This is a genomic window from Amycolatopsis coloradensis, from assembly GCF_037997115.1.
Taxonomy (GTDB): Bacteria; Actinomycetota; Actinomycetes; order Mycobacteriales; family Pseudonocardiaceae; genus Amycolatopsis; species Amycolatopsis coloradensis_A.
Map to the genome: position 1 here is coordinate 6,549,375 of NZ_CP150484.1, position 22,285 is coordinate 6,571,659.

The 22,285-nt window shown below is 68.6% G+C and carries 18 protein-coding genes; 16 read left to right on the plus strand and 2 right to left on the minus strand.

Going from position 1 to position 22,285, the window contains the following annotated elements:
* Window positions 1-349: 349 nt before the first annotated feature.
* From LCL61_RS30695 to LCL61_RS30715, 5 genes are all read left to right on the plus strand, one after another.
* Complete coding sequence (locus LCL61_RS30695; RefSeq protein WP_340682995.1) at window positions 350-1,066, plus strand: AfsR/SARP family transcriptional regulator; 717 nt, start codon at window positions 350-352, stop codon at window positions 1,064-1,066.
* 577 nt (window positions 1,067-1,643) lie between these two features.
* A complete protein-coding gene (locus LCL61_RS30700; protein ID WP_340682996.1) occupies window positions 1,644-2,519 on the plus strand; it encodes a helix-turn-helix transcriptional regulator in 876 nt (291 codons plus the stop codon).
* A gap of 137 nt (window positions 2,520-2,656) precedes the next feature.
* Complete coding sequence (locus LCL61_RS30705) at window positions 2,657-3,466, plus strand: 2-amino-3,7-dideoxy-D-threo-hept-6-ulosonate synthase (protein ID WP_340682997.1); 810 nt, start codon at window positions 2,657-2,659, stop codon at window positions 3,464-3,466.
* On the plus strand, window positions 3,463-4,566 hold the full coding sequence (locus LCL61_RS30710; RefSeq protein WP_340682998.1) for a 3-dehydroquinate synthase II: 1,104 nt from the start codon (window positions 3,463-3,465) through the stop codon (window positions 4,564-4,566). The genes LCL61_RS30705 and LCL61_RS30710 overlap by 4 nt, the downstream gene beginning before the upstream one ends.
* Window positions 4,567-4,627: 61 nt before the next feature.
* A complete protein-coding gene (locus LCL61_RS30715; RefSeq protein ID WP_340682999.1) occupies window positions 4,628-6,049 on the plus strand; it encodes a class I adenylate-forming enzyme family protein in 1,422 nt (473 codons plus the stop codon).
* Here the strand turns inward: LCL61_RS30715 and LCL61_RS30720 are convergent, their stop codons facing one another.
* Together LCL61_RS30720 and LCL61_RS30725 are read right to left on the minus strand one after the other, a co-directional pair.
* Window positions 6,050-6,844: an AfsR/SARP family transcriptional regulator gene (locus LCL61_RS30720; RefSeq protein ID WP_340683000.1), complete on the minus strand. Its 795-nt coding sequence runs from the start codon at window positions 6,842-6,844 to the stop codon at window positions 6,050-6,052.
* A 56-nt stretch (window positions 6,845-6,900) separates the two neighbouring features.
* Window positions 6,901-8,346: an MFS transporter gene (locus tag LCL61_RS30725; protein WP_340683001.1), complete on the minus strand. Its 1,446-nt coding sequence runs from the start codon at window positions 8,344-8,346 to the stop codon at window positions 6,901-6,903.
* Between the two features lie 295 nt (window positions 8,347-8,641).
* On the opposite strand from LCL61_RS30725, the gene LCL61_RS30730 reads away from it, so the two are divergent.
* From LCL61_RS30730 to LCL61_RS30780, 11 genes are all read left to right on the plus strand, one after another.
* Window positions 8,642-9,154 carry a flavin reductase family protein gene (locus tag LCL61_RS30730; RefSeq protein ID WP_340683002.1) on the plus strand — a complete coding sequence of 171 codons (513 nt, stop codon included), beginning with the start codon at window positions 8,642-8,644 and terminating at the stop codon, window positions 9,152-9,154.
* A complete protein-coding gene (locus tag LCL61_RS30735) occupies window positions 9,151-10,737 on the plus strand; it encodes a 4-hydroxyphenylacetate 3-hydroxylase family protein (RefSeq protein WP_340683003.1) in 1,587 nt (528 codons plus the stop codon). Before LCL61_RS30730 ends, LCL61_RS30735 begins: the two co-directional genes overlap by 4 nt.
* A 15-nt stretch (window positions 10,738-10,752) precedes the next feature.
* Complete coding sequence (locus LCL61_RS30740; protein WP_340683004.1) at window positions 10,753-12,405, plus strand: class I adenylate-forming enzyme family protein; 1,653 nt, start codon at window positions 10,753-10,755, stop codon at window positions 12,403-12,405.
* Window positions 12,402-13,463: a methyltransferase gene (locus LCL61_RS30745; RefSeq protein ID WP_340683005.1), complete on the plus strand. Its 1,062-nt coding sequence runs from the start codon at window positions 12,402-12,404 to the stop codon at window positions 13,461-13,463. The genes LCL61_RS30740 and LCL61_RS30745 overlap by 4 nt, the downstream gene beginning before the upstream one ends.
* A gap of 7 nt (window positions 13,464-13,470) precedes the next feature.
* Entirely contained in the window at window positions 13,471-15,450 is a 1,980-nt protein-coding gene (locus LCL61_RS30750; protein ID WP_340683006.1) for an FAD/NAD(P)-binding protein, read from the plus strand.
* Complete coding sequence (locus LCL61_RS30755; protein WP_340683007.1) at window positions 15,435-16,241, plus strand: SDR family NAD(P)-dependent oxidoreductase; 807 nt, start codon at window positions 15,435-15,437, stop codon at window positions 16,239-16,241. Before LCL61_RS30750 ends, LCL61_RS30755 begins: the two co-directional genes overlap by 16 nt.
* A gap of 12 nt (window positions 16,242-16,253) precedes the next feature.
* Entirely contained in the window at window positions 16,254-17,912 is a 1,659-nt protein-coding gene (locus tag LCL61_RS30760) for an FAD-dependent monooxygenase (protein WP_340683008.1), read from the plus strand.
* Window positions 17,909-19,669: an adenylosuccinate lyase family protein gene (locus tag LCL61_RS30765; protein ID WP_340683009.1), complete on the plus strand. Its 1,761-nt coding sequence runs from the start codon at window positions 17,909-17,911 to the stop codon at window positions 19,667-19,669. Before LCL61_RS30760 ends, LCL61_RS30765 begins: the two co-directional genes overlap by 4 nt.
* Before the next feature lie 159 nt (window positions 19,670-19,828).
* A complete protein-coding gene (fabG, locus tag LCL61_RS30770; RefSeq protein ID WP_340683010.1) occupies window positions 19,829-20,590 on the plus strand; it encodes a 3-oxoacyl-ACP reductase FabG in 762 nt (253 codons plus the stop codon).
* 3 nt (window positions 20,591-20,593) lie between these two features.
* Window positions 20,594-21,046: a MaoC family dehydratase gene (locus LCL61_RS30775; protein WP_125674813.1), complete on the plus strand. Its 453-nt coding sequence runs from the start codon at window positions 20,594-20,596 to the stop codon at window positions 21,044-21,046.
* A gap of 91 nt (window positions 21,047-21,137) precedes the next feature.
* Window positions 21,138-22,160, plus strand: a complete 1,023-nt coding sequence (locus LCL61_RS30780; RefSeq protein WP_340683011.1) for a phosphotransferase family protein — start codon at window positions 21,138-21,140, stop codon at window positions 22,158-22,160.
* Window positions 22,161-22,285 lie beyond the last annotated feature (125 nt).

Genomic DNA, 22,285 nt, shown 5'->3' on the forward strand with positions numbered 1-22,285 from the left:
GAGTTCCACGGTCGCCCGAAAACACGGGCGGCGCGGGTGTCACGCAAGGCCACGGTCGCCGCCATGAAGGAACGAATGGACCAGCCATCGGCAAATCCCACCACGCGTATGTCGCCGTGTGTCAGCGGGATGCCGCTTCTCCACCCTTGGGAACACCCGTTCAGCCCAGAGCGTTCCTGCTAGGATAAAACGTAGGATGTTTGGCCGGTTTTCGCCATGCGAGCATCATATCCATTGCGCATACGGGGGTACCATGAAGTTGCGTATACTTGGCCGTCTCTCAGTGACCGTGAATGGCGTTGACTACACGCCGACGGCACCCAAGTTACGACACCTTCTCGCATTGTTCATGATTAACTCCAACGAAGTCGTTTCGGTGGACTGCTGCATCGACGAATTATGGCCGACGGACCCGCCCAAGAGTGCGTTGTCGACGCTGCAGACCTATACGCTGCAGTTGCGCAAGATCCTCCGGTCCATTCCGGTGAGCACCACCTCGCCGGACGCGACACTGGAACTGCGCACCCGGCACCAGGGGTATCAACTGGTGGCACCCCGGGAGAGCCTCGACAAGGAACTCTTCGACAGACTGGTCGAAACGGCGAGGGAAGAACTCGGACGAGACAACGTGCGCCGGGCCGCCACGCTCTTCCACTCCGCGCTGCGATTGTGCGAGGAGCCCGTTCTCGCCGACGTACGCCAGGGCCCCTCGATCGCCGCCTACCGGCTGGAAATCAAGGAGACCAGGTTCAGCGTCCTCGGCGAGCGCATCGACGCCGATCTCAGACTGGGAAGGCACCGCGCGGTGATCGCCGAACTGCGGCAGCTCATGTGCGCCCATCCGATGGACGAGAACATCCACGCCCAGCTGATGGTGGCACATTATCGTTCCGGGCAGCGCGCGGAATCGGTGATGGTCTTCCATCGGCTCCGCCGCACTCTCGCCGAAGACCTGGGACTGGAACCCAGCCCGCAGACGAAAAGGCTGTTCGAGGCCATTCTCAAAACCGACGAACTGCCCACCGGCGAAGTGCCGGACAGCCTGTCCGGCCTGCGGCTCGCCTGATAATCGTCGACCCGATGACGAGGTAGCGGACTCGCCAACGAGACCCGACACCTTTCAACTGTCCATAAGAACCTTTCCCGAGGGGACGGCGCCCGATTAGCCCGATTTGCATGATTTCGCGACGGGTCAGTGAGTGACAAAGAGGGTGAGAGCCCAATGTCACGTAGCTTAAGTTGATCTTGGGCGAGGTTGGCAGGTGAGGTGCAGGCTCCCTTCGCTGCGCCTGATGCGACGAAGGGGGCGCCTTCGGCCCTGGTCGTGGGTCGGGTTGGTCGTGAGTGGCGTTTCGGGTTCTAACCCGAAACGCCNACCCGAAACGCCACTCACGACCCCCACGCGAACCCGCACATAGACCTGAAGCGGACATCCAACCGGCCGAAATAGTCCTTTGTGGACACTCGGAGCACGGCGGGCCTCCGCCGGCCGGTCAGAACCACGCCACAAGGCCTCCTTCCCACCTTGAAGGGGCCATCGGCGAGCCTGACCGCGGATCCCGGTGGTGGTAATCGTCAACCTAGTACTGGCATTACCAGCTTACCGAGGTTGTCGGCCGCGACGGTTCCGCCATAATGGGTAGGTGCAGGCAAGGAAGGAACTCAGCGATTTCCTGCGGTCCCGGCGCGATCGGCTGCGGCCGGAGGACGTGGGACTGACGTCCGTCGGCCGTCGGCGCACCCCGGGCCTGCGCCGTACCGAAATCGCCCACCTCGCCGGGATCAGCGTCGATTACTACGTGCGGATGGAGCAAGGCCGTGACGGGCGCCCGTCGCCCACGGTCCTGGAGGCGCTGTCGCGGGTGCTGGGTCTCGACGAAGACGAACGCGGTCACCTGTACACCCTCGCCCGCTCGGAACCGGCGCCACGGCGCGAGAACTCCGACGAGGAGGTCCGGCCGAGCGTGCGCAGGCTGCTCGAGCTGCTCAACCCGAGCACACCCGCGTTCGTCGTGGGGCGGCGTATGGAAGTCCTCGCCTGGAACGATCTCGCGGTCGCACTGCTCACCGATTTCGAGGCCTGCCGTCCCCCGTTGCGCAATATGGTGTGGCACGGTTTCTGCGATCCCGCGGCCCGGCAGTTGTACGTGGACTGGGAACAGATGGCCCGGCAGGAGCTGGCGCACCTGCGGGTGGCGGTCGGCCGCTACCCGGACGATCCCGGCATCGTCGCGCTGGTCGGGGAACTGTTCCTGAAGAGCGAGGATTTCCGGCAGTGGTGGGAGAATCACGACGTCCAGGACCGGAGCCACGGCCTGCGGGAGTTCGATCACCCGTTGGTGGGCAGGCTCGAATTGCACTATGAATCCCTCGCCGTCCCCGGCGTACTCGACCAGAAACTCGTGACCTACACCGCGGACAAGGGCAGCCCCTCCCAGGCCGCTCTCGACACGCTCGCGGCGGCGGCTGCCGAGACGAAGCGTGCGCATGGGGAGCGCGATCCCGCGCCGAGCGGCTGACTTCCGTCGATTTTCGCCCGATTCTTCAGCGTGCGCTGCCAGCCTGGCTGCAGGGAGACTCCCGCACCGCTCGAATGCCGGATGCGGAGCCCGGAGCCAAAGGCAGGTACTTCGGACACGACACGCTAGGCGGGCAGATGTCAGTCACTCTTCTCACCGGGAAATCACTACGCATGGCGCGCCTTTCCCGGCGCGCCGACAACAGATACCTCTTCGTGCCGCTCGACCACTCGATATCCGATGGGCCCATCGGCACCGCGGCGGCTTTCAATCGCTTGATAGAAGACATCTCGGACGGCGGCGGCGACGCGATCGTCGTGCACAAGGGCCGCGCGCGAATGGTCGATCCGGCCTCGCTGGGCGATTGTTCCCTCGTGGTACACCTTTCCGCCAGCACCACGCACGCCAGCGACCGCGACGCCAAAGTGCTCGTCGGTGGCGTCGACGAAGCGGTGCGGCTGGGCGCGGACGCGGTCAGCGTGCACGTCAACATCGGATCCGAGACCGAAGCAGCGCAACTGGCGGATCTGGGCGCCGTCGCTTCGGCCTGCACGAACTGGGGCATGCCGCTGCTGGCCATGATCTACCCCCGTGGCCCGCGGATCAGCGATCCGGGCGATCCGGAGCTGCTCGCGCACGTGGTCGGCATCGCGGCCGACCTCGGCGCGGACATCGTCAAAACGGTGCTCGCCTCCCCCGCCGAGCGGATGGCCCAGGTAGTGCTGAGCTCACCGATCCCGGTCGTGGTCGCGGGCGGTGCCGCCGCCGAAGGGGGCCTCGCCGAGTTCGCCACCTCGGCGCTGGCGGCGGGTTGCCGGGGCGTGGCCGTGGGCAGGCGGGTCTTCGAAAGCCCCGACCCGCGCCACGCCGTGCGTGAACTGGCCGCGGCGATCCACGGCCCTCAGATGACCGACTCCCTGCGCAAGGAACTGGTTGGTGCCCCGTGAAGTTCGCCTGGATCGATCTCCGTACCGTGCCCGACGCCCAGCGGGAGGCGGTCGTCGACGCGGCCGTGCACGCGAGGGTGGACGCCTTGGTGCACGACGACGTGCGGCTCCTCGACACCCTTCCCGCGACAGTCAAACGCGTTCTGGTCCGGCCGGACCAGAACGGCGCAGGCGAGGGTTTGGTGCATCTCCGCGCCGTGGGCGGGGAAGCCGACCTGAACGCCCTCAAAAGCGCCTGGTACGACGAAAAGACCGACATCGCCGGACTGGTGCACGTGCGTGACGACGCGACGCTGACACTCGCCTGCGAATCCGCGCGCTCACTGCCCTACACGGTGGTGGAATTCCGCGACCCGACGAAGATCCCGCTCGAAATCGTCATCGCGGCCGCGGACGGCTCGCCAGGGCAGCTGATCTGCCAGGCCGCCGATCTCGAAGAGGCGCAGATCATCGTGGACGTCCTCGAAAAGGGCTCCGAAGGTGTGTTGCTGGCGCCTCGCGACGCCAACGACGTCTTCGGCCTGATGGAGATCTTGCGGGACAAGACACCACAGCTGAGCCTGACCAAGCTGACCGTCGAGTCGATCGAGCACTGCGGGCTCGGCGACCGGGTCTGCATCGACACCTGCACCCATTTCGGCGAGGACGAGGGCATGCTGGTCGGCTCGTACTCTCAGGGTTTCATCCTGTGCTGCAGCGAAACCCATCCGTTGCCCTACATGCCGACGCGGCCGTTCCGGATCAACGCCGGGGCGTTGCACTCCTACGTGTTCGGGCTGGACAACCGGACGAACTACCTGAGCGAGCTCAAGGCCGGAAGCACGGTACTCGGTGTCGGCGCCGACGGCCGGACCCGCCGCATCGTGGTCGGGCGGATCAAACTCGAGTCCCGGCCGTTGCTGAGCATCAAGGCCGTTTCCGAAGAGGGCGTCGTCGTCAACCTGATCGTCCAGGACGACTGGCACGTGCGGGTCCTCGGTCCCGGTGGCACGGTGCTCAACGTCACCGAGCTCACGCCGGGCACGCAGGTACTGGGCCACCTGGCCACCGACCAGCGCCACGTCGGCTGGCCCGTCGGCGAATTCTGTCTGGAAAAGTGACCTCCGCCGGTCCCGCCCGGACGGCGAACCGGGCGGGACCGGCCTTCGGACGGTGGTGGGCATGAAAACGCGATCCTGGTGGGGAGAGGACCTTCTCGGCCGCGGTGCCGACGACGAACTCTGGGCGTACGGGGAACATGCCGTCACCCGCGGCCGCCTCCGCGCGGAGGTGGCCTGGCTCGCGGGCGTGTACCGCCATCACGGCATCGGGGCAGGTACCACGGTCGCCCTGCACGGGACCCCCAGTTTCACCCAGTTGTGGTCCGTGTTCGCGTTGTGGGAGCTGGGTGCGCAAGTCGCCCTGATCGAGCAGAAGACCTGCCTCGCCGAGATGACCTGCCTGCTCGGCCGGTGGCGTCCGCGGTATTTCGTCACCTTCGGCGGCAGCGGGCGCGGGAGCCGCCCGTTCACCGATGAATGCGAAGTGCTGGTGAGGCGGCTGCCCGACGGCGAACCCGCCTCGACCGGCCACTGTCTGCTCCAGCTCTCCTCGGGTACCACCGGAACGGGGAAGCTCATCGGCCGGACGCCGGAGTCGATCCTCGCCGAGCTCGGGCGGATCGCGGCGGTGGACGGCGTTCCCGGACCGGGGGAACGGGTGCTGCTGCTGAACTCCCTCGCGCATTCCTTCGGCATGGTCGGTGGTGTCCTGCACGGGCTCGACACCGGGGCTTCCCTGCTGTTCCCCGCCCGCTCGTCGGCGGTGCGGACAGCGGACGTCGTCCTCGGTGAACCGCGGGACTTCGCGCGGCTCAGCGAAGAAACCGTCGCCCCTTTCACCTCGCTGCGCGCGGCGGTCTCCAGCGGAGACGTCCTGCATCACGATGTCTTCGACCGCTTCCTGGACCGGCACGGTGTGCGCATCGGCCAGGCCTACGGCACCACCGAGACCGGCGTGATCGCGATGGACGTCGCGGGCCGGTTCGCGGTCTCCGGTGTCGGGAAACCGGTCCCCGGGATCCGGGCCCGCGTCGCGGACGGCGTGCTGGACGTGCATCTGGCCCGTTCGCCGTACGTCATCGAGGCCGATCCCTGGTTCGGTGGCTGGCTCTCCACCGGTGACCGACCTGCTGATCGAGATCCGCGGCTCGCGCCCCGAGTAGGCAGTCTCNCCTGGGTCCGAACCTGGGTGACCACGTTCGGCCCGGCCTGGACGACGGTCACCGGCTCGCTGCAGCTCCTCGGCCGGACCGAACGCGCCGGCGGGGACCACCGGGATCTGGACCTGCTCGAGATCGAACGGGTACTGGCGGCGCACCGCGAGGTCACCGACGTGATCGTTCTCGGTTCCGACGTCATAGAGGCCCACGTGGCCGGAACGACGGCGCTGGACCCGGATCACCTCGGGTCGTGGTGTCGCCGGCTTCTGGGAGCGGAGAAGACACCATCGCGTTACCACGTCCTCCCCGCGCTCCCCCGCACCACCAACGGAAAGTATCTGCGGGATCGGAACGCGCTCCGGACCGCCGGACGGTCTCGGTGACTATCCGGCGGAGATGAGGTCCGCGGCGAGACCGGCCGATGTCGCCGCGGGCCCTTCCAGCACCGGATCGGCGAGCAGGATGGCCGTCTGGAGTTCGCTCAGCGCACGGGAGCCTCTCTCGGCGGTGGCCAGGAATCGTTGATACACCGCCAAGGCGTCGGCCTGCCTGCCGCTGCGGTAGAGCGCCGTCATCAGATACGCGGTGAGCTGTTCCTCCGCCGGATGCCGGTGTACCAGTGCGGCGAGCTTGCCGAGCACCTGGCGATGACGGCCCAGCCGGAGCGCCAGGTCGGCGCAGATCACGACGGCCGCCATGCGCTTCGATCGCAACCCGACCAGCGTCCGCTGGGTCCCTGGACCGGTCTTGACGTCGACGAGTGCCTCGGTACGCCACAGATCCAGCGCCTCGGTGATCACCCTGGCCGCTTCGCCGAGTTTCCCGTCCGCGCGCCGGATCCGCGCGAGCGCCACGAGCTTGTCGAACCGGTCGAGATCGAGTTCCATCGGCTCGGTGGTGAACAGATAACCCGCGTCGGGACCGGCTCCGGTGGTACGCAGACGTCCCGCCGCGGGGCCGAGAGCCTTGCGCAGCTGCAGGATGTGCGTGTGCACGGTCGACACCGAACAGTTCTTCGACGCCCCGTCCCCGAGCTCTCTGGCGCACTGGGCGACGCTCACCTCGTGGTTGGCGTTCAGCAACAGCAGCGCCAGCAGTGTCCGCTGCTTCGGCGCCGAAGGCACGATCGGCCTTCCGTCGTGAACCACCTCGAGCGGGCCCAGCAAAGCGATCCTCACGGTGACTCGACTCCCTTCGATCTCTGTACTGGCGGTGATCCGGCGGTCCACGCCGCTCATCCGGTGACCGGGGTGCTCACCTCCGGCGCCCGATCGTCGGTGCGGCGGCCGAACAAGACGGCGGTGACGAACGCGCCCACGACCACGGTGCAACTGATGACCAGGTAGACCGCGTGATATGTGGACAGGCGTTCGGATTGCTCCCCCGACCCGGAGAGCGCCGAGGCGAACGCCACCAGTGCGGCGATGCCGACGCTCGAGCCGATCTGCTGCGCGGTGATGTTGAACGCGCCGGCGACGCCGTGCCGCGCACCGGGGACGCCGGTGAGCGACGCCGCGGTGAGCGCGGTGTAGGCCAGTCCCTGCCCGATGGCCATCACCGCGACTCCCGGCAGGATATGTGTCAGGTAGTCGCCGTCCAGCGGAGTGCGGAGCCAGAGCGCGACGCCCGCGGCGAGCAGGAGAAGCCCGACGACGAGGACCCGCCGCTGACCGAACCGCGACAGCAGGCGGCCCGCGACGTTCGACGACACGGCCACGAGCAGGCTCATCGGGAGCACCGCCAGCCCCGACTGCAGGGGGCTGTAGCCGAGCATGCCCTGCATGTAGAGCGGCGCGAAGAACAGCACCCCGTTGAGCGCGAAGAAGAACAGGCCACCGGCGAGGGTCGCCGCCCGGACCGGCCGGGAACGCAGGATGCCGACCGAGAACAGCGGCTCCGGCGCCCGGCGCTCCCAGAGCACGAAACCGACGATGAGAAGGATCGCCAGCAGTGCCGACACGACCGTGCCCATGTCCGCGACGCCGACTTCGCCCGCCCTGGTCACCGCGAAGATGCCCGCCAGCAAGCCGGCGGTGACCATCACCGCGCCAGGCAGGTCGACCGGACGCCGGTCTCCGGTCGAACTGGGCAGCAACGGCCGGATGCCGAGCAGGACCAGCGCGCTCATCACCGCGCTGAACGCGAACACCGCGTGCCAGCCGAACGCGCTGGTGAGCACTCCGCCGAGCACCAGGCCCACGCCGAAGCTCGCCGCGCCCACGGCGGTGTAGACGCCCAGTGCGCGGTTGCGCAGGCGGCCCGGCGGAAAGACCTGGAACAGCAAAGCCATCGCCGCGGGTACGGACAAGGCCGCGCCCATCCCCTGCGCCGCCCTGGCCGCGATCAGCACCTCCGCCGTGGGCACGACGACCGGAGCGAGCGCGCCCACCGCGAAGACACCGATACCCGCCGCCAGCACCAGCCGTCTGCTGAAGACGTCGGCCAGCCTGCCGCCGAACAGCAGACAGCCCGCGAACGTGATCCCGTAGCCGGTCATCGTCCACTGGAGCAGGGCGTCGTCCATCCGCAGATCCCGCCCGATGTCGGGCAGCGCCGGGTTGACCACCGCCACGCTGCCGACGTCGAGCGCCACCGCCGCCGCGAGCAGGATCAGGGTCCACCACAGGCGTGGCGTGAAACCGGCGCCCAGTTCCTCGACGCGCGGCATTTGCTTGGTCACTAGAACGCTCCTCGGATGGTGACTGACGCGACAGGCCGGACCGATGCCGATCGATCCGGGGATTCGGCCAGCCTCGCAGGCCACGCGCCCCGCAGATAGTGCTCTGTCTTTCCTAGTAATCGGCGGGCTAGTCAACGAAATACCAGGAATCGCCGACGGGGCTATAGCGGACCTTGCTCGATTTTTCATCGGGCGTCGTGAGCATGGGTCACGTACCAGTCCGGCCAAGGAGGGAGATACCGGTGTCCGGCCAAGAACCTCACCCGCCTTTTCCCCGGCGAACCGGAAGTGGGCGGTGAACCGGGCGATCCACGGGCTCAGGGACTGTTTGGGCCAGTTCGCCACCGGCGTCACCGTGGTGACCGTTCGCCACGAAGGCGCCGTCCACGGTGCGACGGTCAACGCTTTCGCCTCGATTTCCCTCGAACCACCGCTCGTGATGGTCTCACTGGACCGCCGCAGCAGATTGTGCGGGCGACTGGCGGGAGCCGCATTCGAAATCAACATTCTTTCGTCGTGGCAACAAGGAATCGCCCGGCATTTCGCGGGTGACGGCACGGATCCGGCAGCCGAGATCCGCTGGGACACGCTTCCGCATTCCCTCCGCCTCGCCGGCTGCGCGGCGTATCTGACCTGCGCGCCGTGGGCCTCCTACGACGGTGGCGATCACGTGCTCTACCTCGGCGAAGTACGGAACTTCGAGATCCGCGGCGGACCTCCGCTCATCTTCCACCGCGGTGACTTCCACGAACTGCGCCAGACCGCCACGCTCGCCCCCACCACCGACGGGACAGGAATTCTTCGATGACACTGCAGCAGGAAGCCGCCGGTACGGCGAACGGCAGCCGCCCGGCCCCCCGGCCGATGAACGGGAAGGAATACCTGGAAAGCCTGCGCGACGACCGGGAAATCTACCTCTACGGCGATCGCGTCGCCGACGTCACGAAGCATCCGGCGTTCCGCAATTCCGCCCTGATGACCGCGCGGCTCTACGACGCGTTGCACGATCCGGCCAAACAGGACGTGCTGACCACGGCGACCGACACGGGAAGCGGCGGGTACACGCACAGCTTCTTCCGCACCCCGCGGAGCCGGCAGGATCTCCTCGACGATCGTGAAGCCATCGCCGAATGGGCGAGGCTCACCTACGGCTGGATGGGGCGGAGTCCCGACTACAAGGCGAGTTTCCTCGGCACCCTCGGCGCCAACGCCGACTTCTATTCTCCGTTCCAGGACAACGCCCGCCGCTGGTACCGGGAGTCCCAGGAGAAGGTGCTGTTCTGGGACCACGCGATCGTGCATCCGCCGGTGGACCGGCATCTGCCGTCCGAAGCGGTGAAGGACGTCTTCGTCCACGTGGAGAAGGAGACCGACAGCGGCCTGATCGTCAGCGGCGCGAAGGTCGTCGCGACGGGATCCGCGATCACCAACCTGAACTTCATCTCGCATTACGGCATGCCCATCAAGGAACGCGAATTCGCGCTGATCGCGACCCTGCCGATGACGGCGCCGGGGCTCAAACTCATCTGCCGCCCGTCCTACGCGGCCACCGCCGCGGTGATGGGCAGCCCCTACGACCATCCCTTGTCCAGCCGGTTCGACGAAAACGACACGATCTTCGTGATGGACAAGGTGCTCATCCCGTGGGAGAACGTGTTCATCTACGGCGACGCCGGCAAGGTGAACGAATTCGTCGCCGAATCCGGTTCTCTGGAGCGGCTGACCTTCCAGAGTTGCATCCGGTTGGCGGTGAAGATCGATTTCATCGCCGGTCTCCTGCTCAAGGCGATCGAGATGACCGGGACCAAGGACTTCCGCGGCGTGCAGGCCCGGGCGGGCGAGGTCCTCGCCTGGCGGAACCTGTTCTGGGCCCTCAGCGAGGCGATGGCCCGGAATCCTCGGGAGTGGCGGGACGGGTCGCTGCTGCCACGGAAGGACTACGGGCTCGCGTACCGCTGGTTCATGACCCTCGGCTACCCGCGGATCAAGGAGATCATCGAGCAGGACGTCGCCAGCGGCCTCATCTACGTGAACTCGAGCGCGGACGACTTCAAGAACCCCGCGATCCGCCCCTATCTCGACAAGTACGTCCGCGGTTCGAACGGGCACGACGCGGTCAGCCGGGTGAAGCTGATGAAACTGCTGTGGGACGCGATCGGCACGGAGTTCGGCAGCAGGCACGAACTGTACGAGCGCAACTCCTCGGGGAACCACGAGTCGATCCGGACCGAGATCCTCGCGGCGCAGACCGAAAGCGGACAGGTCGACGGCTACAAGGGCTTCGCCGAGCAGTGCCTGCGTGAATACGACCTCGACGGCTGGACGGTGCCGGACCTCGACTCCTTCGACGAGCTGAAACACGTCATGCGCGGCCTGGGCCGTAGGTCTTGAGCCGGGAGGGACATCGTGTATCTGCTGGGAACGCACCGGTCCGTCACCGACCGGCTGAAACTTTCGACCCGTCGTGATCTGGGTGCGGGGAACTTCTTCTGGCACGTCTGCGAAATCGCCCGCGACCTCGACCGGCCGCTGCTCTTCCGGCACGAGGGCGGCGGGAAGACATCGGGCCATTCCCTCGGCGGACTGCGTGACCGGGTGCTGCGGTGCGCGCGGTGGTACGCCGAAGAAGGGGTGAAACCCGGAACACGGGTCGGCGTCCACCTGACTGACGGGCTCGCCGGCTTCGTGCACCACATCGCGATCACCGCGCTCGGCGGGGTCACCACGCTCACCAACCCGCGGATGCCGCCGGAGACCGCGGCCCACTATTTCGCCCGCACGGACACCTCGCTCGTGGTCACCGACCTCGAACGAACGGCCACGGACGGCACGCGGTTCGTCGGCGAGGAAGCGGTCGGCGTTCCCGGGGACGGCCCGGCTCCGCCGCTGCCGGATCGGCACCGGCACCGGGACGACGACCTGGTGCTGATCTCCCATTCCTCCGGCACCACCGGTGTACCCAAGCCGACGGCCTTCGCGCACCGCACGTTCTCCGTCGGCAAACGGGAACGGCTCTGGAAGTTCCCTTCCCTGCGAACGGATCGGATGCTCACCGCGCTGCCGCACAGCCACTCGTCCGGGATCAGCTATCTGAGCCTCGCCCTGATGCTCGGACTGCCGACCATGCTGGCCGACGGGATGTCGGGCGCGGCGGTCGCGGCGGCGATGAACGCGTTCGAGCCCACACTCGTGCTCGGCTTCCCCGGTACCCTCGCGGAGTTGCCGATCGGCGCGCTGACAACGGAAGCCGCCGACGCCGTCCACACCTGGATGGGCATGGGGGACGCGTCGCACGAACGCCACATCCGCCCGTTGGTGGCACTCGGTCACACCCGGACGAACGGCGCCGTGACCGCCGGTTCGACCTATGTGGACGGTCTCGGTTCGTCCGAAATGGGCATGGTGCTGTTCAAACACGCCTACACCGCCGACTCCACCACTTACGCGCGGGCGATCGGCAAGCCGGTGCGGGTGGTCCGCGAGGCCGCGGCCCTCGACGACGCGGGCCGGGTCCTGCCGCCGGGCCGGGCCGGCCTGCTGGGGGTGCGCACGCCGAGCGTCACCCCGGGATATGTGAACGACGAGACGCTGAACCACCTGGCCCGCCGCGGCGGCTTCTTCCTCACCGGCGACGTCGTGCGCCACGACGAGGACGGGACCTGGTACCACCTCGACCGGACGCCGGATGTCATCGAGACCGTCGATGGCCCGGTGTACAGCCTGCCGGTGGAAGAGGTCGTGCTCAACGAGACGAAGGCCTTGGACGCCGCCGTGATCGCGGTGGCCGATCCCGCCGTCCCGGACCGGTCGCTGCCCGCCGCCGTGGTGCTCTTCGGACACGGCGATCCGCCGGGCGCCGAGGAGATCCGCGCCTCGTGCAACCGCGCGCTCGCGCGAGCGGGGCTCGCGGAACTCGCCGCCGTGGTCGTGGCCGGCTCACGGAGCGATTTGCCGGTGGGGGTCACCGGAAAGGTGCTCAAACGCGAGCTTCGGGAAAGGCATCGGGAGCTCCTCACCCGCACGTCGAGCAGTGCCGAGCAGAAGGGACGGAACGGATGACCGTGGTCGACGCCGACGTGGCCGCCGGGAACGGGACGGACGAGACGGCCGCGCGCGCCGTGGTCGACATCGTCACCGGGACCTGGCGTTCACAGGCACTCTACGCGGCGGTCGCGCTCGGTCTGCCCGATCATCTCGCCGAGGGGCACGTCACGAGCGCTTCCCTGGCCGCACGCGCTCAAGCCGACCCCGACGGCGTGCTCAGGCTGATGCGGTTGCTCGTCGCGATCGGCGTGTTCGACGGCGACGACCGCACCGGCTACCGGCTTACCCCGATTTCCCGGCTGCTGCGCACCGGCACCTCGACGTCGATGCGCGAGATGTGCCGTCTCTACGGTGAGGAGTTCCATCAGGCCTGGGGTTCGGTCGTCACCGCGGTGCGAACGGGGCGTTCCGGCTTCGAGCACGCCTTCGACCGCACGCTCCACGAGTATCTCGCCGAGGTACCGGGGGCGGGGCAACGCTTCCTCGACGCCATGAACGCCGGGAGCGCCTTCTTCGCGGACGTCCCCAAGGCGTTCGACTTCTCGCGCGGGAAGACGGTCGCGGATCTCGGTGGCGGCAGCGGCAACCTGCTGTCCACCGTGCTGGAGGCCCATCCCCGTCTCCGCGGGCTGCTGGTGGACAAGGAGCACATGCTGCCGGTGGCCAGGAACCAGCTCGTCGCGCGCGGCTGCGCGGACCGCTGCGAAGTGGTGGCGGGAGACATCTTCCGCGCCGTTCCCAAGGGCGTCGATTTCTATCTGCTGTCCCGGATCCTGCAGGACTGGGACGACGGCGAGTGCATCACGCTGCTCACGCACTGCCGCCGCGCCATGGCGGACGAGTCCGCGCGGGTGCTGATCCTGGAGCGGGTCATCCCCGATTCCGGGACCGAGGTCCTGCCGCTGTTGTGGGATCTGCACCTGCTGATGATGGCGGGCGGGCGGGAGCGGACCCTGGCGAGCTACGAGTCCATTCTGGACGGTGCGGGTCTCCGGCTCGAGGCCGTCCATCCGCTGGCACTGGAGACCCGGTTGCTGGTCGCGGCGCCGGTGGCGCCGGGCCGGTCCCGGTGACGACGTCATGCGGATCTGCATCATCGGCCTCGGTCCCCGTGGACTCTCCGTGCTGGAACGGTTGTGCGCCAACGCGTCCGTCCTGGCGCCCGCCGACCGAGAACTCGTGGTGACCGTCCTCGACTCGCATGTGCACGACGGCGGGCAGGTGTGGCACCGGCGCCAGGATCCGAAACTGCTGATGAACACCGTGGCAGCCCAGATCACCATGTTCCTCGACGACACGGTCGAAGCGGCGGGCCCGGTACTTCACGGCCCGAGCCTTCACGACTGGGCGAGGTCGATCGCGGCCGCGCCGTCGTCCGGCGACATCCCGGACGGCGTCCACCGGGAGGCCGCGCTGCTCGGGCCGGACAGCTATCCGTCGAGGGCCTTCTACGGCTCGTATCTGTACTGGACCCTGCGGCGGATCGTCAGGACCGCTCCGGCCACCGTGCGGATCGTGCTGTGCGCGGAGAAGGCCGTCGACCTGCGGGACGCCGAAGACGGTTCGCAGCGCGTCTGGCTGTCCGGCGGAACCGTGCTCGACGGTCAGGACGCCGTGGTGCTCACCCAGGGCCATCTCGACACGCTTCCGGACCGTGAAGAGTCGGCGATGGCGCGGTTCGCCAAGCGGCACGGTCTGCGCTACCTCCCGCCGGGCAACCCGGCGGGCGCCGCGCTCGAGGACATCGGGCCGGGTGAAACCACCGTCCTCAGAGGAATGGGACTGGCCTTCTTCGACTATCTCGCTCTGTTCACCGAAGGAAGGGGCGGACGTTTCCTCCGCACCGCCGACGGGCTGGTCTACCGCCCGTCCGGCCGGGAGCCGCGGCTGGTGACGGGATCCCGGCGCGGCGTTCCGTATCACGCACGCGGCGAGAACCAGAAGGGCGCGTACGGCAGGCACGAGCCGTTGTTCCTTACCCCGGCGGTGCTCGAACGGTTTCGCGGGCGCGCGGAGCCCGCCGACTTCCGCGTGGACATCTGGCCGCTCATCGACCGCGAGGTCCGCACCGTCTTCTACGGCGCGCTGGTGCGCGACCGCGGATCACCGGAGAGGGCGCGGGAGTTCACTCGCGCTTTCGTCACGGCGGCAGGCGATCGGCCAGCGCCTCCCGTGCTCACGGATCCGCTGGCGCCGGCACCATCGGCTCGGGAAGAACGAGTGCTCGCCGAATTCGGGCTCGAGGAACGGTGGGACTGGCGCCGCGTGGCGCATCCGATCCCGGAGGCCGGGCTCACCGGCACCTGCCGGTTCCGGCGATGGCTACGGTCCTATCTGGACGAAGACATCGCGGAAGCGAAGCGCGGCAATGTGTCCAGCCCGCTCAAGGCCGCACTCGACGTGCTCCGGGATCTGCGCAACGAGATCCGGCTCGTGGTCGATCACGGCGGCCTCTCCGGCGACTCCTACCGTGACGACCTCCAGCGCTGGTACACGCCGCTGAACGCGTTCCTCTCGATCGGTCCGCCGGTGCGACGCGTCGAGGAGATGGCGGCGTTGATCGACAGCGGCGTGCTGAGCGTCCTCGGTCCGCAACTGCGCGTGCGGGCCTCGCCGGACGCCCGCCGGTTCATCGCGAATTCGGCGCGGGTACCCGATGTCACCGAGATCGCCACCACCTTGATCGAGGCCCGCCTGCCCGAGGCCGACCTGCGGCGGACCCAGGACCTGCTGCTGCGGAACCTGCTGGCACGAGGCGAATGCCGCCTTCACCGGATCCCGATCACCCACGGCGGTTCCTATCCGACCGGCGGCCTCGCCGTCACCCGCCGCCCGTATCGCCTGGTGGACCTCAGCGGGAGGCCGCACGCCCGCCGGTTCGCCTTCGGGGTACCCACCGAGACCGTCCACTGGGTGACGGCGGCGGGAATCCGGCCCGGCGTCAACTCGGTCATCCTGACCGACGCCGACGCAGTGGCCAGAGCCGCTCTGCGGATCGCGCTGCCGAACTCACCGTCATCCCGACCGAAGGAATCAGGAGAATCATGGATCTACAGCTGACCGGCCGTGTCGCGGTGGTCACCGGTGCTTCCAAGGGGATCGGACTCGCGATCGCCCGGACACTGCGAGAGGAAGGCGCCCGTGTCGTCGCGGTGTCACGGAAGAGCAGCCCCGAACTCGACCTGCTCGCCGGGGCCGGGCTGACCCACGTCGCGGCCGACCTGATGGATCCCGACGCGCCCGCGGATGTCGTGGCGCGGACGGCGGACCTCTACGGCGGCCTCGACATCCTGGTGAACAACGCGGGCGGGCCACCACCGGGGGTGCTCCTGCCGCGCTCCTCGTTCCTGGACGCGACGGACGAGGAATGGCGGAAGATGTTCGAGTTCAACCTGTTCTCCGCCGTCCGCGCCATCCGGGCCGCGCTGCCGCTGATGATCGAGCGTGGTGGCGGATCGATCGTCAACATCTCCTCGTGCAACGCGCGGCAGCCCTCCCCCATCAACGTCGACTACGGCGCCGCCAAGGCGGGCATGAACAACGTGAGCAAGGTGCTCTCCGAGGAGTTCGGTCCGCAGGGCATCCGGGTGAACGTGGTCTCCCCCGGTCCGGTCCGCACGGCGTGGTGGACCGAGGAGGGCGGCGTCGCGGACCTCTTCGCGGCCAAGACCGGGACGGACCCCGAAACCGTGATGACCGAGGTCGTCCCGGAGATGATGCGGCTGGCGACCGGCCGGATCGCCGACCCGGGCGAGGTCGCCGCCCTGGTCGCGCTGCTGGCCTCGCCCCTTTCCGCCAACACCACCGGGGCGGAGTTCGCGGTGGATTCCGGATTCGTCAAGACCATCTAAGGCGGAACGGCCATGAACTCTCCGGCGAGGACCCCGGTCGCCATCGTGGGCGGCGGACCGGTGGGCCTGTTGCTCGCCTTGTTCCTCGACCGGCACGGCGTCCGGTCGGTGGTGTTCGAACTCGCCGAGTCCACTTCGGACCAGCCCCGCGGCAGCACGCACAGCGCCCGCAGCATGGAGCACTACCGGAGGCTCGGCCTGGCGGGTGACGTCCGCGAACTCGGCCTGCCTTGGGACCACTCGACGGACATCGCGTTCTACACCCGCTACAACGGGTTCCGGCTCGCCCGCAATCGCCGCCCGGCCGTGCGGGACCTGCTGCGCCAGGTCGCCTCGGGGCCCCGCACGGCGCAGGTGCCCGAGCCCATGCACCGCGCCAACCAGATGTACGTCGAACGGCTGCTCTACCGCCGGGCTCGCGCCGCGGCGAACATCGAGCTGCGGTTCGGCTGGCGGGTGACCGGGATCGCCGCCGACCCCGGCGGCGCCGACATCCTCGCCGAGGACGCCGGCGGCCGGGTCCGGGCCTGGCGGGCGGGCTATGTCGCGGGGTGTGACGGTGCCCGCGGCGTCGTACGGGGCCACCTCGGCGCTCGGTACGCCGGAGCGGACCGCGTCGAGCAGGAGGTCCTCGGCGGCCGCACGGTCGCTGCGCATCTGCGGATCCCCACGCTGTACCGGGACTTCCTCGTCGACGGCGGGGCGTGGAGTCACTGGGCGGTGAACACCGATCTGGTGCTGAACCTCATCGCGCTGAACGGCAAGGACGAGTTCTTTCTGCTCACCAGCTCGGTCGACCCGGACTCGGCACCCGACGACGCGCTGGTCTCGGCGGTACGGCGGGCGGCGGGCGCGCCGATCCCGGTCACCGTGCTCGCCAGACGGCCGTGGACGTCGGGGATGGCGCTCGTCGCCGACAACTTCGGCACCGACCGGGTGTTCCTCGCCGGAGACGCGGCACACCTGTTCACGCCGAACGGCGGGTTCGGGATGAACACCGGACTGGACGACGCGGCGAACCTGGCCTGGAAGCTGGCCGCCGCGGTACAGGGCTGGGGCGGGCCAGGGTTGCTCGCGTCCTACCACCACGAGCGACGGCCGGTCGCGATCCGCAACACCGGCGCCGCGCGTGAACTCAATCTGGGTCTGGCGAACGTCGCACGGCCCCACTGCGTGGAACAGGACACCGCCGAAGGCAGGGCGGAACGCCGTCGGCTCGGCCGGATGCTGGCGGACTACGGCGACCGGACGCTCGACACCCTCGGTGTCCAGCTCGGCGCGCGGTATGACGGTTCCCCGATCGTCGACGGCCAGGACACCCCACCCGCGGACCTTCTCGACACCTACACCCCGAGCAGCGTGCCGGGCGGGCGGGCACCGCATCTGTGGCTGGACGACACACGCGTCAACGGCAGCTCGCTCTTCGACCACTTCGGCGTCGGCTTCAGCCTGCTCCGGCTGGGGCCGAAGGCGCCGCCCGCCGACGGTCTGCGCGCCGAGGCGGCACGGCGGAACATCCCCCTCAAGGTGCTCGACCTGCCCGATCCGCTGGCCCGTGACCTCTACGAAAGGGATCTGGTGCTGATCCGTCCCGACCAGCATGTGGCGTGGCGAGGCAACGGTCTCGACCGCCCCGACCGGCTCCTCACCACCGTGACGGGCGGACGATGAACGCCCTCGACTCCGGGCTGCTCGCCCCGGCGCGGGCCGGGACACCGGTGGAAGCGGCGACGTCCGACGAAGCCTGGCTCCAGGCGCTCTTGGACGCGGAGGTCTGTCTGGCCCGTGTCCAGGCCGGACTCGGCGTCGTCCCCGAAGAAGCCGCCGAACGGATCGGCGAGATCGCCCGGGCGGAGGCCGTCGACATGGTGAGTCTGGCGAGGCGGAGCCGTGAATCCGCGAACCCCGTGGTGGCGCTGGTCGCCGACCTGACCGCGCTGGTCGCCGAGAGCGATCCGGAGGCCGCCGAGTACGTCCACCGGGGGTCGACCAGCCAGGACATCGCCGACAGTGCCGCGATGCTGTTCGCACACCGGGCCACCGGCCTGCTGCTGACCGAACTGGAGCGAGTGACCGAGGGACTGGCCAGGCTCGCGGAGGAACACCGGAACCTCGTCATGCCGGGGCGCACACTGGCGTTGCAGGCGGTACCGGTGACCTTCGGCTTGAAAGCGGCAGGCTGGCTTCAGTCGGTAGCGGCCGCCGCGGACGGACTTCGCCGGGTGAGGGACACGCTTCCCGCTCAGCTCGGCGGCGCCGCGGGCACACTCGCCGGCTACGTCGAGTTCGCCCGTCTGCGGTTCGGCGAGGACACCGGCGCCGCGCGCGTCGAACGCTATCCCGAAGATCTCCTCGCCGGGTTCGCCGACGCGCTGGGCCTCGCCACACCGGTGCTGCCATGGCATACCGCCCGCGCCCCGCTGGCGGAACTGGGTTCGTCGCTGGCGGTGGTCTCCGGGGCGCTCGGCAAACTGGCCATCGACGTCCAGACGCTGTCCCGCACGGAAATCGGCGAGGTATCGGAACCCGCGGGCGCCGCGCGGGGCGTGTCTTCGGCGATGCCGCACAAACGAAATCCGGTACTGTCCACCCTGATCCGCGCGGCCGCGCTCCAGGTGCCGCCGCTCGCCCTGATCCTGGCCCAGTCCATGCTCGCCGAAGACGAGCGGCCAGGCGGCGCGTGGCACGCCGAGTGGCTGCCGTTGCGAGACTGCCTCCGGCTGGCCGGAGGTGCGGCCACCACCGCCGCCGAACTCGTGGAAGGTCTGGTGGTGCATCCGGACCGGATGCGGGAGAACCTGGACCGCACCGGCGGCCTGCTGGTGACCGAGCGGCTGGCCGCGGTACTGACACCGTCGTTGGGACGGGTCGCGGCGAAAGCCTTGATGACCGAAGTGGCGGCCGAAGCCACGCGCACGGGCCGCTCGCTCCGCGAGACACTGCTGGCCGGCCCGCTCCTCGCCGCCCGCTTCGACGGCGGATCTGGCCGGGCTCTTGGCTCCGGAGCGGTACACCGGCGCGGCCGCCCGGCTGGTGGACCGGGCGCTGGCCGACTACCGGCAGCGCCGATCGAGTCTTCGCGAGTGACGTTATCGAGGGATGCGGCAAAGGTGCCGGGGCCGGCACCTCAGCGACTCGCGACAGAACCCGGCCTCGGTCGTGTCGTCCATCCAGTCACGCGTGTCGTCCGCCGGATCACGCGTGCCGTCCGGTCAGTCACGCGAAACCGCCGGCGCCTACCGCAGGCGGTAAGCGTTGATGATCGTCCGCGTCACCGAGCTCCCGAACACGGGCTGACGGTGCCGGCTCTCGCCGCCGCCGAACGACGCTTCGCCGGTCAAGGCATGGCCTTTTCGGCGCATGTGGCACCTTCGTTTGCGCTCATATCGGCGCGCCGAGGCTTTCGGAAGTGCAGGTCGAAGCGCTAGACGTCGGGATGCTCAGGTTGTCCGGAGTATCCGTTCGGACACCGGCGGCATCCACAGTGATGACGATCACAACGCGACTCCATGCCCGGCATCCCTACAAACCGACCGCTCAGTACGGCAGACTCGACGTCACTTCAACTCGACGACGAGGAGTCCCCCGTGACCGAACACCCCTCCCGTGTAGCGATCGTCACCGGCGCCGGCCGCGGCATCGGCGCGGCCGTGGCCGAACGCCTCGCTTCCGACGGGTTCGCCGTCGGACTGCTGGATCTCGACGAGGCAGGCGTCAAGCAGGGGGCCGAAGCGATCGTCGCCGAGGGCGGCAAGGCCGTCGGTGTCGCGCTGGACGTCAATGACGCCGCACAGGTGGAAGCCGCGGTGACGCGGGTGGCCGAGGAGCTCGGCGCGCCGACCGTGCTGATCAACAACGCCGGCATCACCCGCGACAACCTGCTGTTCAAGATGACCGAACAGGACTGGGACTCGGTGCTGGGCGTGCACCTGAAGGGGTCGTTCCTGATGACCCGCGAGGTGCAGAAGTACCAGACGCAGGAGAAGTGGGGCCGCATCGTCAACCTCTCCAGCACCTCGGCGCTGGGCAACCGCGGCCAGGCCAACTACTCCGCGGCCAAGGCGGGTATGCAGGGCTTCACCAAGACCCTCGCGATCGAACTGGGCAAGTTCAACGTCACCGCGAACGCCATCGCCCCCGGGTTCATCGCCACCGACATGACCGCGGCGACCGCCGAGCGGATCGGCATGTCGTTCGAGGACTTCAAGGCGGCGGCCGCGTCGCAGATCCCGGTGCAGCGCGTCGGCACGCCCGAGGACATCGCCAACCTCGCGTCGTTCCTGGTGAGCGACGGCGCCGGCTTCATCTCCGGCCAGGTCATCTACGTCGCCGGCGGACCGAAGGACTGAGCCATGCGCGAATTCGCCTCTCTGCAGGAGTTCGAGAACGCCGTCGGCGAGCACTTCGGCCACAGCGACTGGCTGACGCTCACCCAGGACCGGGTGAACCTGTTCGCCGACGCCACCGACGACCACCAGTGGATCCACGTCGACGTCGAGAAGGCGGCCGAAGGGCCGTTCGGCGCCCCGATCGCCCACGGTTTCCTGACGCTGTCGCTCATTTCGGGCTTCGTCGGGAAGCTCTACCGCGTCAACGGGCTCAAAATGGGCATCAACTACGGGCTGAACAAGGTCCGGTTCCCCCAGCCGGTCAAGGTCGGCGCGAAGATCCGGGCGGGCGCCGAGCTGGTCGAGGTCACCGACGTGGCAGGCGGCAAGCAGGCCGTCGTCCGGTGGACGATCGAGATCGACGGCGAGCCCAAACCGGCGTGCGTCGCGGAGATGGTCGTCCGGCTGATCGCCTGAGAGGGTGACGTCCGGCACCTCGACGGACCACCCCTATCCGACATACCGACTGGTCGGTACTGTAACCGGAAAGCGAGCCGCTGGAGGCACCATGAACCAGTCCGACCTGCCGGGCCTCGACCTGGCCAGGCTCAAGGCCCATCTGGACGAGCACCGGCCGGGTCTCGTCCAGGGCGACCTGAGCGGCCAGGTCGTGGAAGGGGGCCGGTCCAACCTCACCTACATCGTGGGCGACGGCCGGTCCCGCTGGGTGGTCCGCCGCCCGCCGCTGGGCCACGTCCTGCCGACCGCGCACGACATGGGCCGCGAATTCCGGGTGATCTCCGGACTGCACGGCACGGCGGTCCCGGTGCCGGAAACCGTGCTGCTGTGTGAAGACACCGACGTCATCGGCTCGCGGTTCTACGTGATGGAGTTCGTGGAGGGCACCCCCTTCCGCTCGGACACCGAACTCGCCGCGCTCGGCCCGGCCCGGACCAGGGCGATCGCGGAGGAACTGGTCGACACCCTGGTCGAATTGCACGCCGTCGATCCGGAATCGGTGGGGCTGGGCGACTTCGGCCGCCCGGAGGGCTTCCTCGAACGCCAGCTGCGGCGCTGGAAGAAGCAACTCGACGGCAACCGCAGCCGCGACCTCCCCGGCGTCGACGAACTCCACGACCGGCTCGCCTCGTCGGTCCCCGAATCGGGCAGGCCGTCGATCGTGCACGGCGACTACCGCCTGGACAACGTGCTGGTGAACGCGGACGACCGGATCACCGCGGTGCTGGACTGGGAGATGTCCACCCTCGGCGACCCGCTGACCGACCTCGCGCTGCTGGTGGCCTACGCCGAACGCGACAAGGTCTCGCTGCAGTTCGTGTCCAACGCCAGCTCGGCGCCGGGCTATCCGCGCAACGACGAGGTCATCGCGCGGTACGCCGAACGTTCCGGCCGCGACGTCTCCCGGCTCAACTGGTATGTGAGCTTCGCGTTCTTCAAACTAGCGGTGATCCTGGAAGGCATCCACCTCCGCTACAGCAAGGGACAGACCGTCGGCGCCGGCTTCGACGGCATCGGCTCGGGCGTCGTCCCGTTGATCGCGCACGGCAACGAGACTCTCAAGGCCGAATGACGGGACGTGCGATGACTTACTCGAAAGGTGGCCAAGCGGCGCGCCGCTCTCATCGCGAACGAGAGAAGTCATCGGAAGCCGCAGCCCGGCTACGCATTCGTCGACGCGCCTCTGAAAACAAGGAA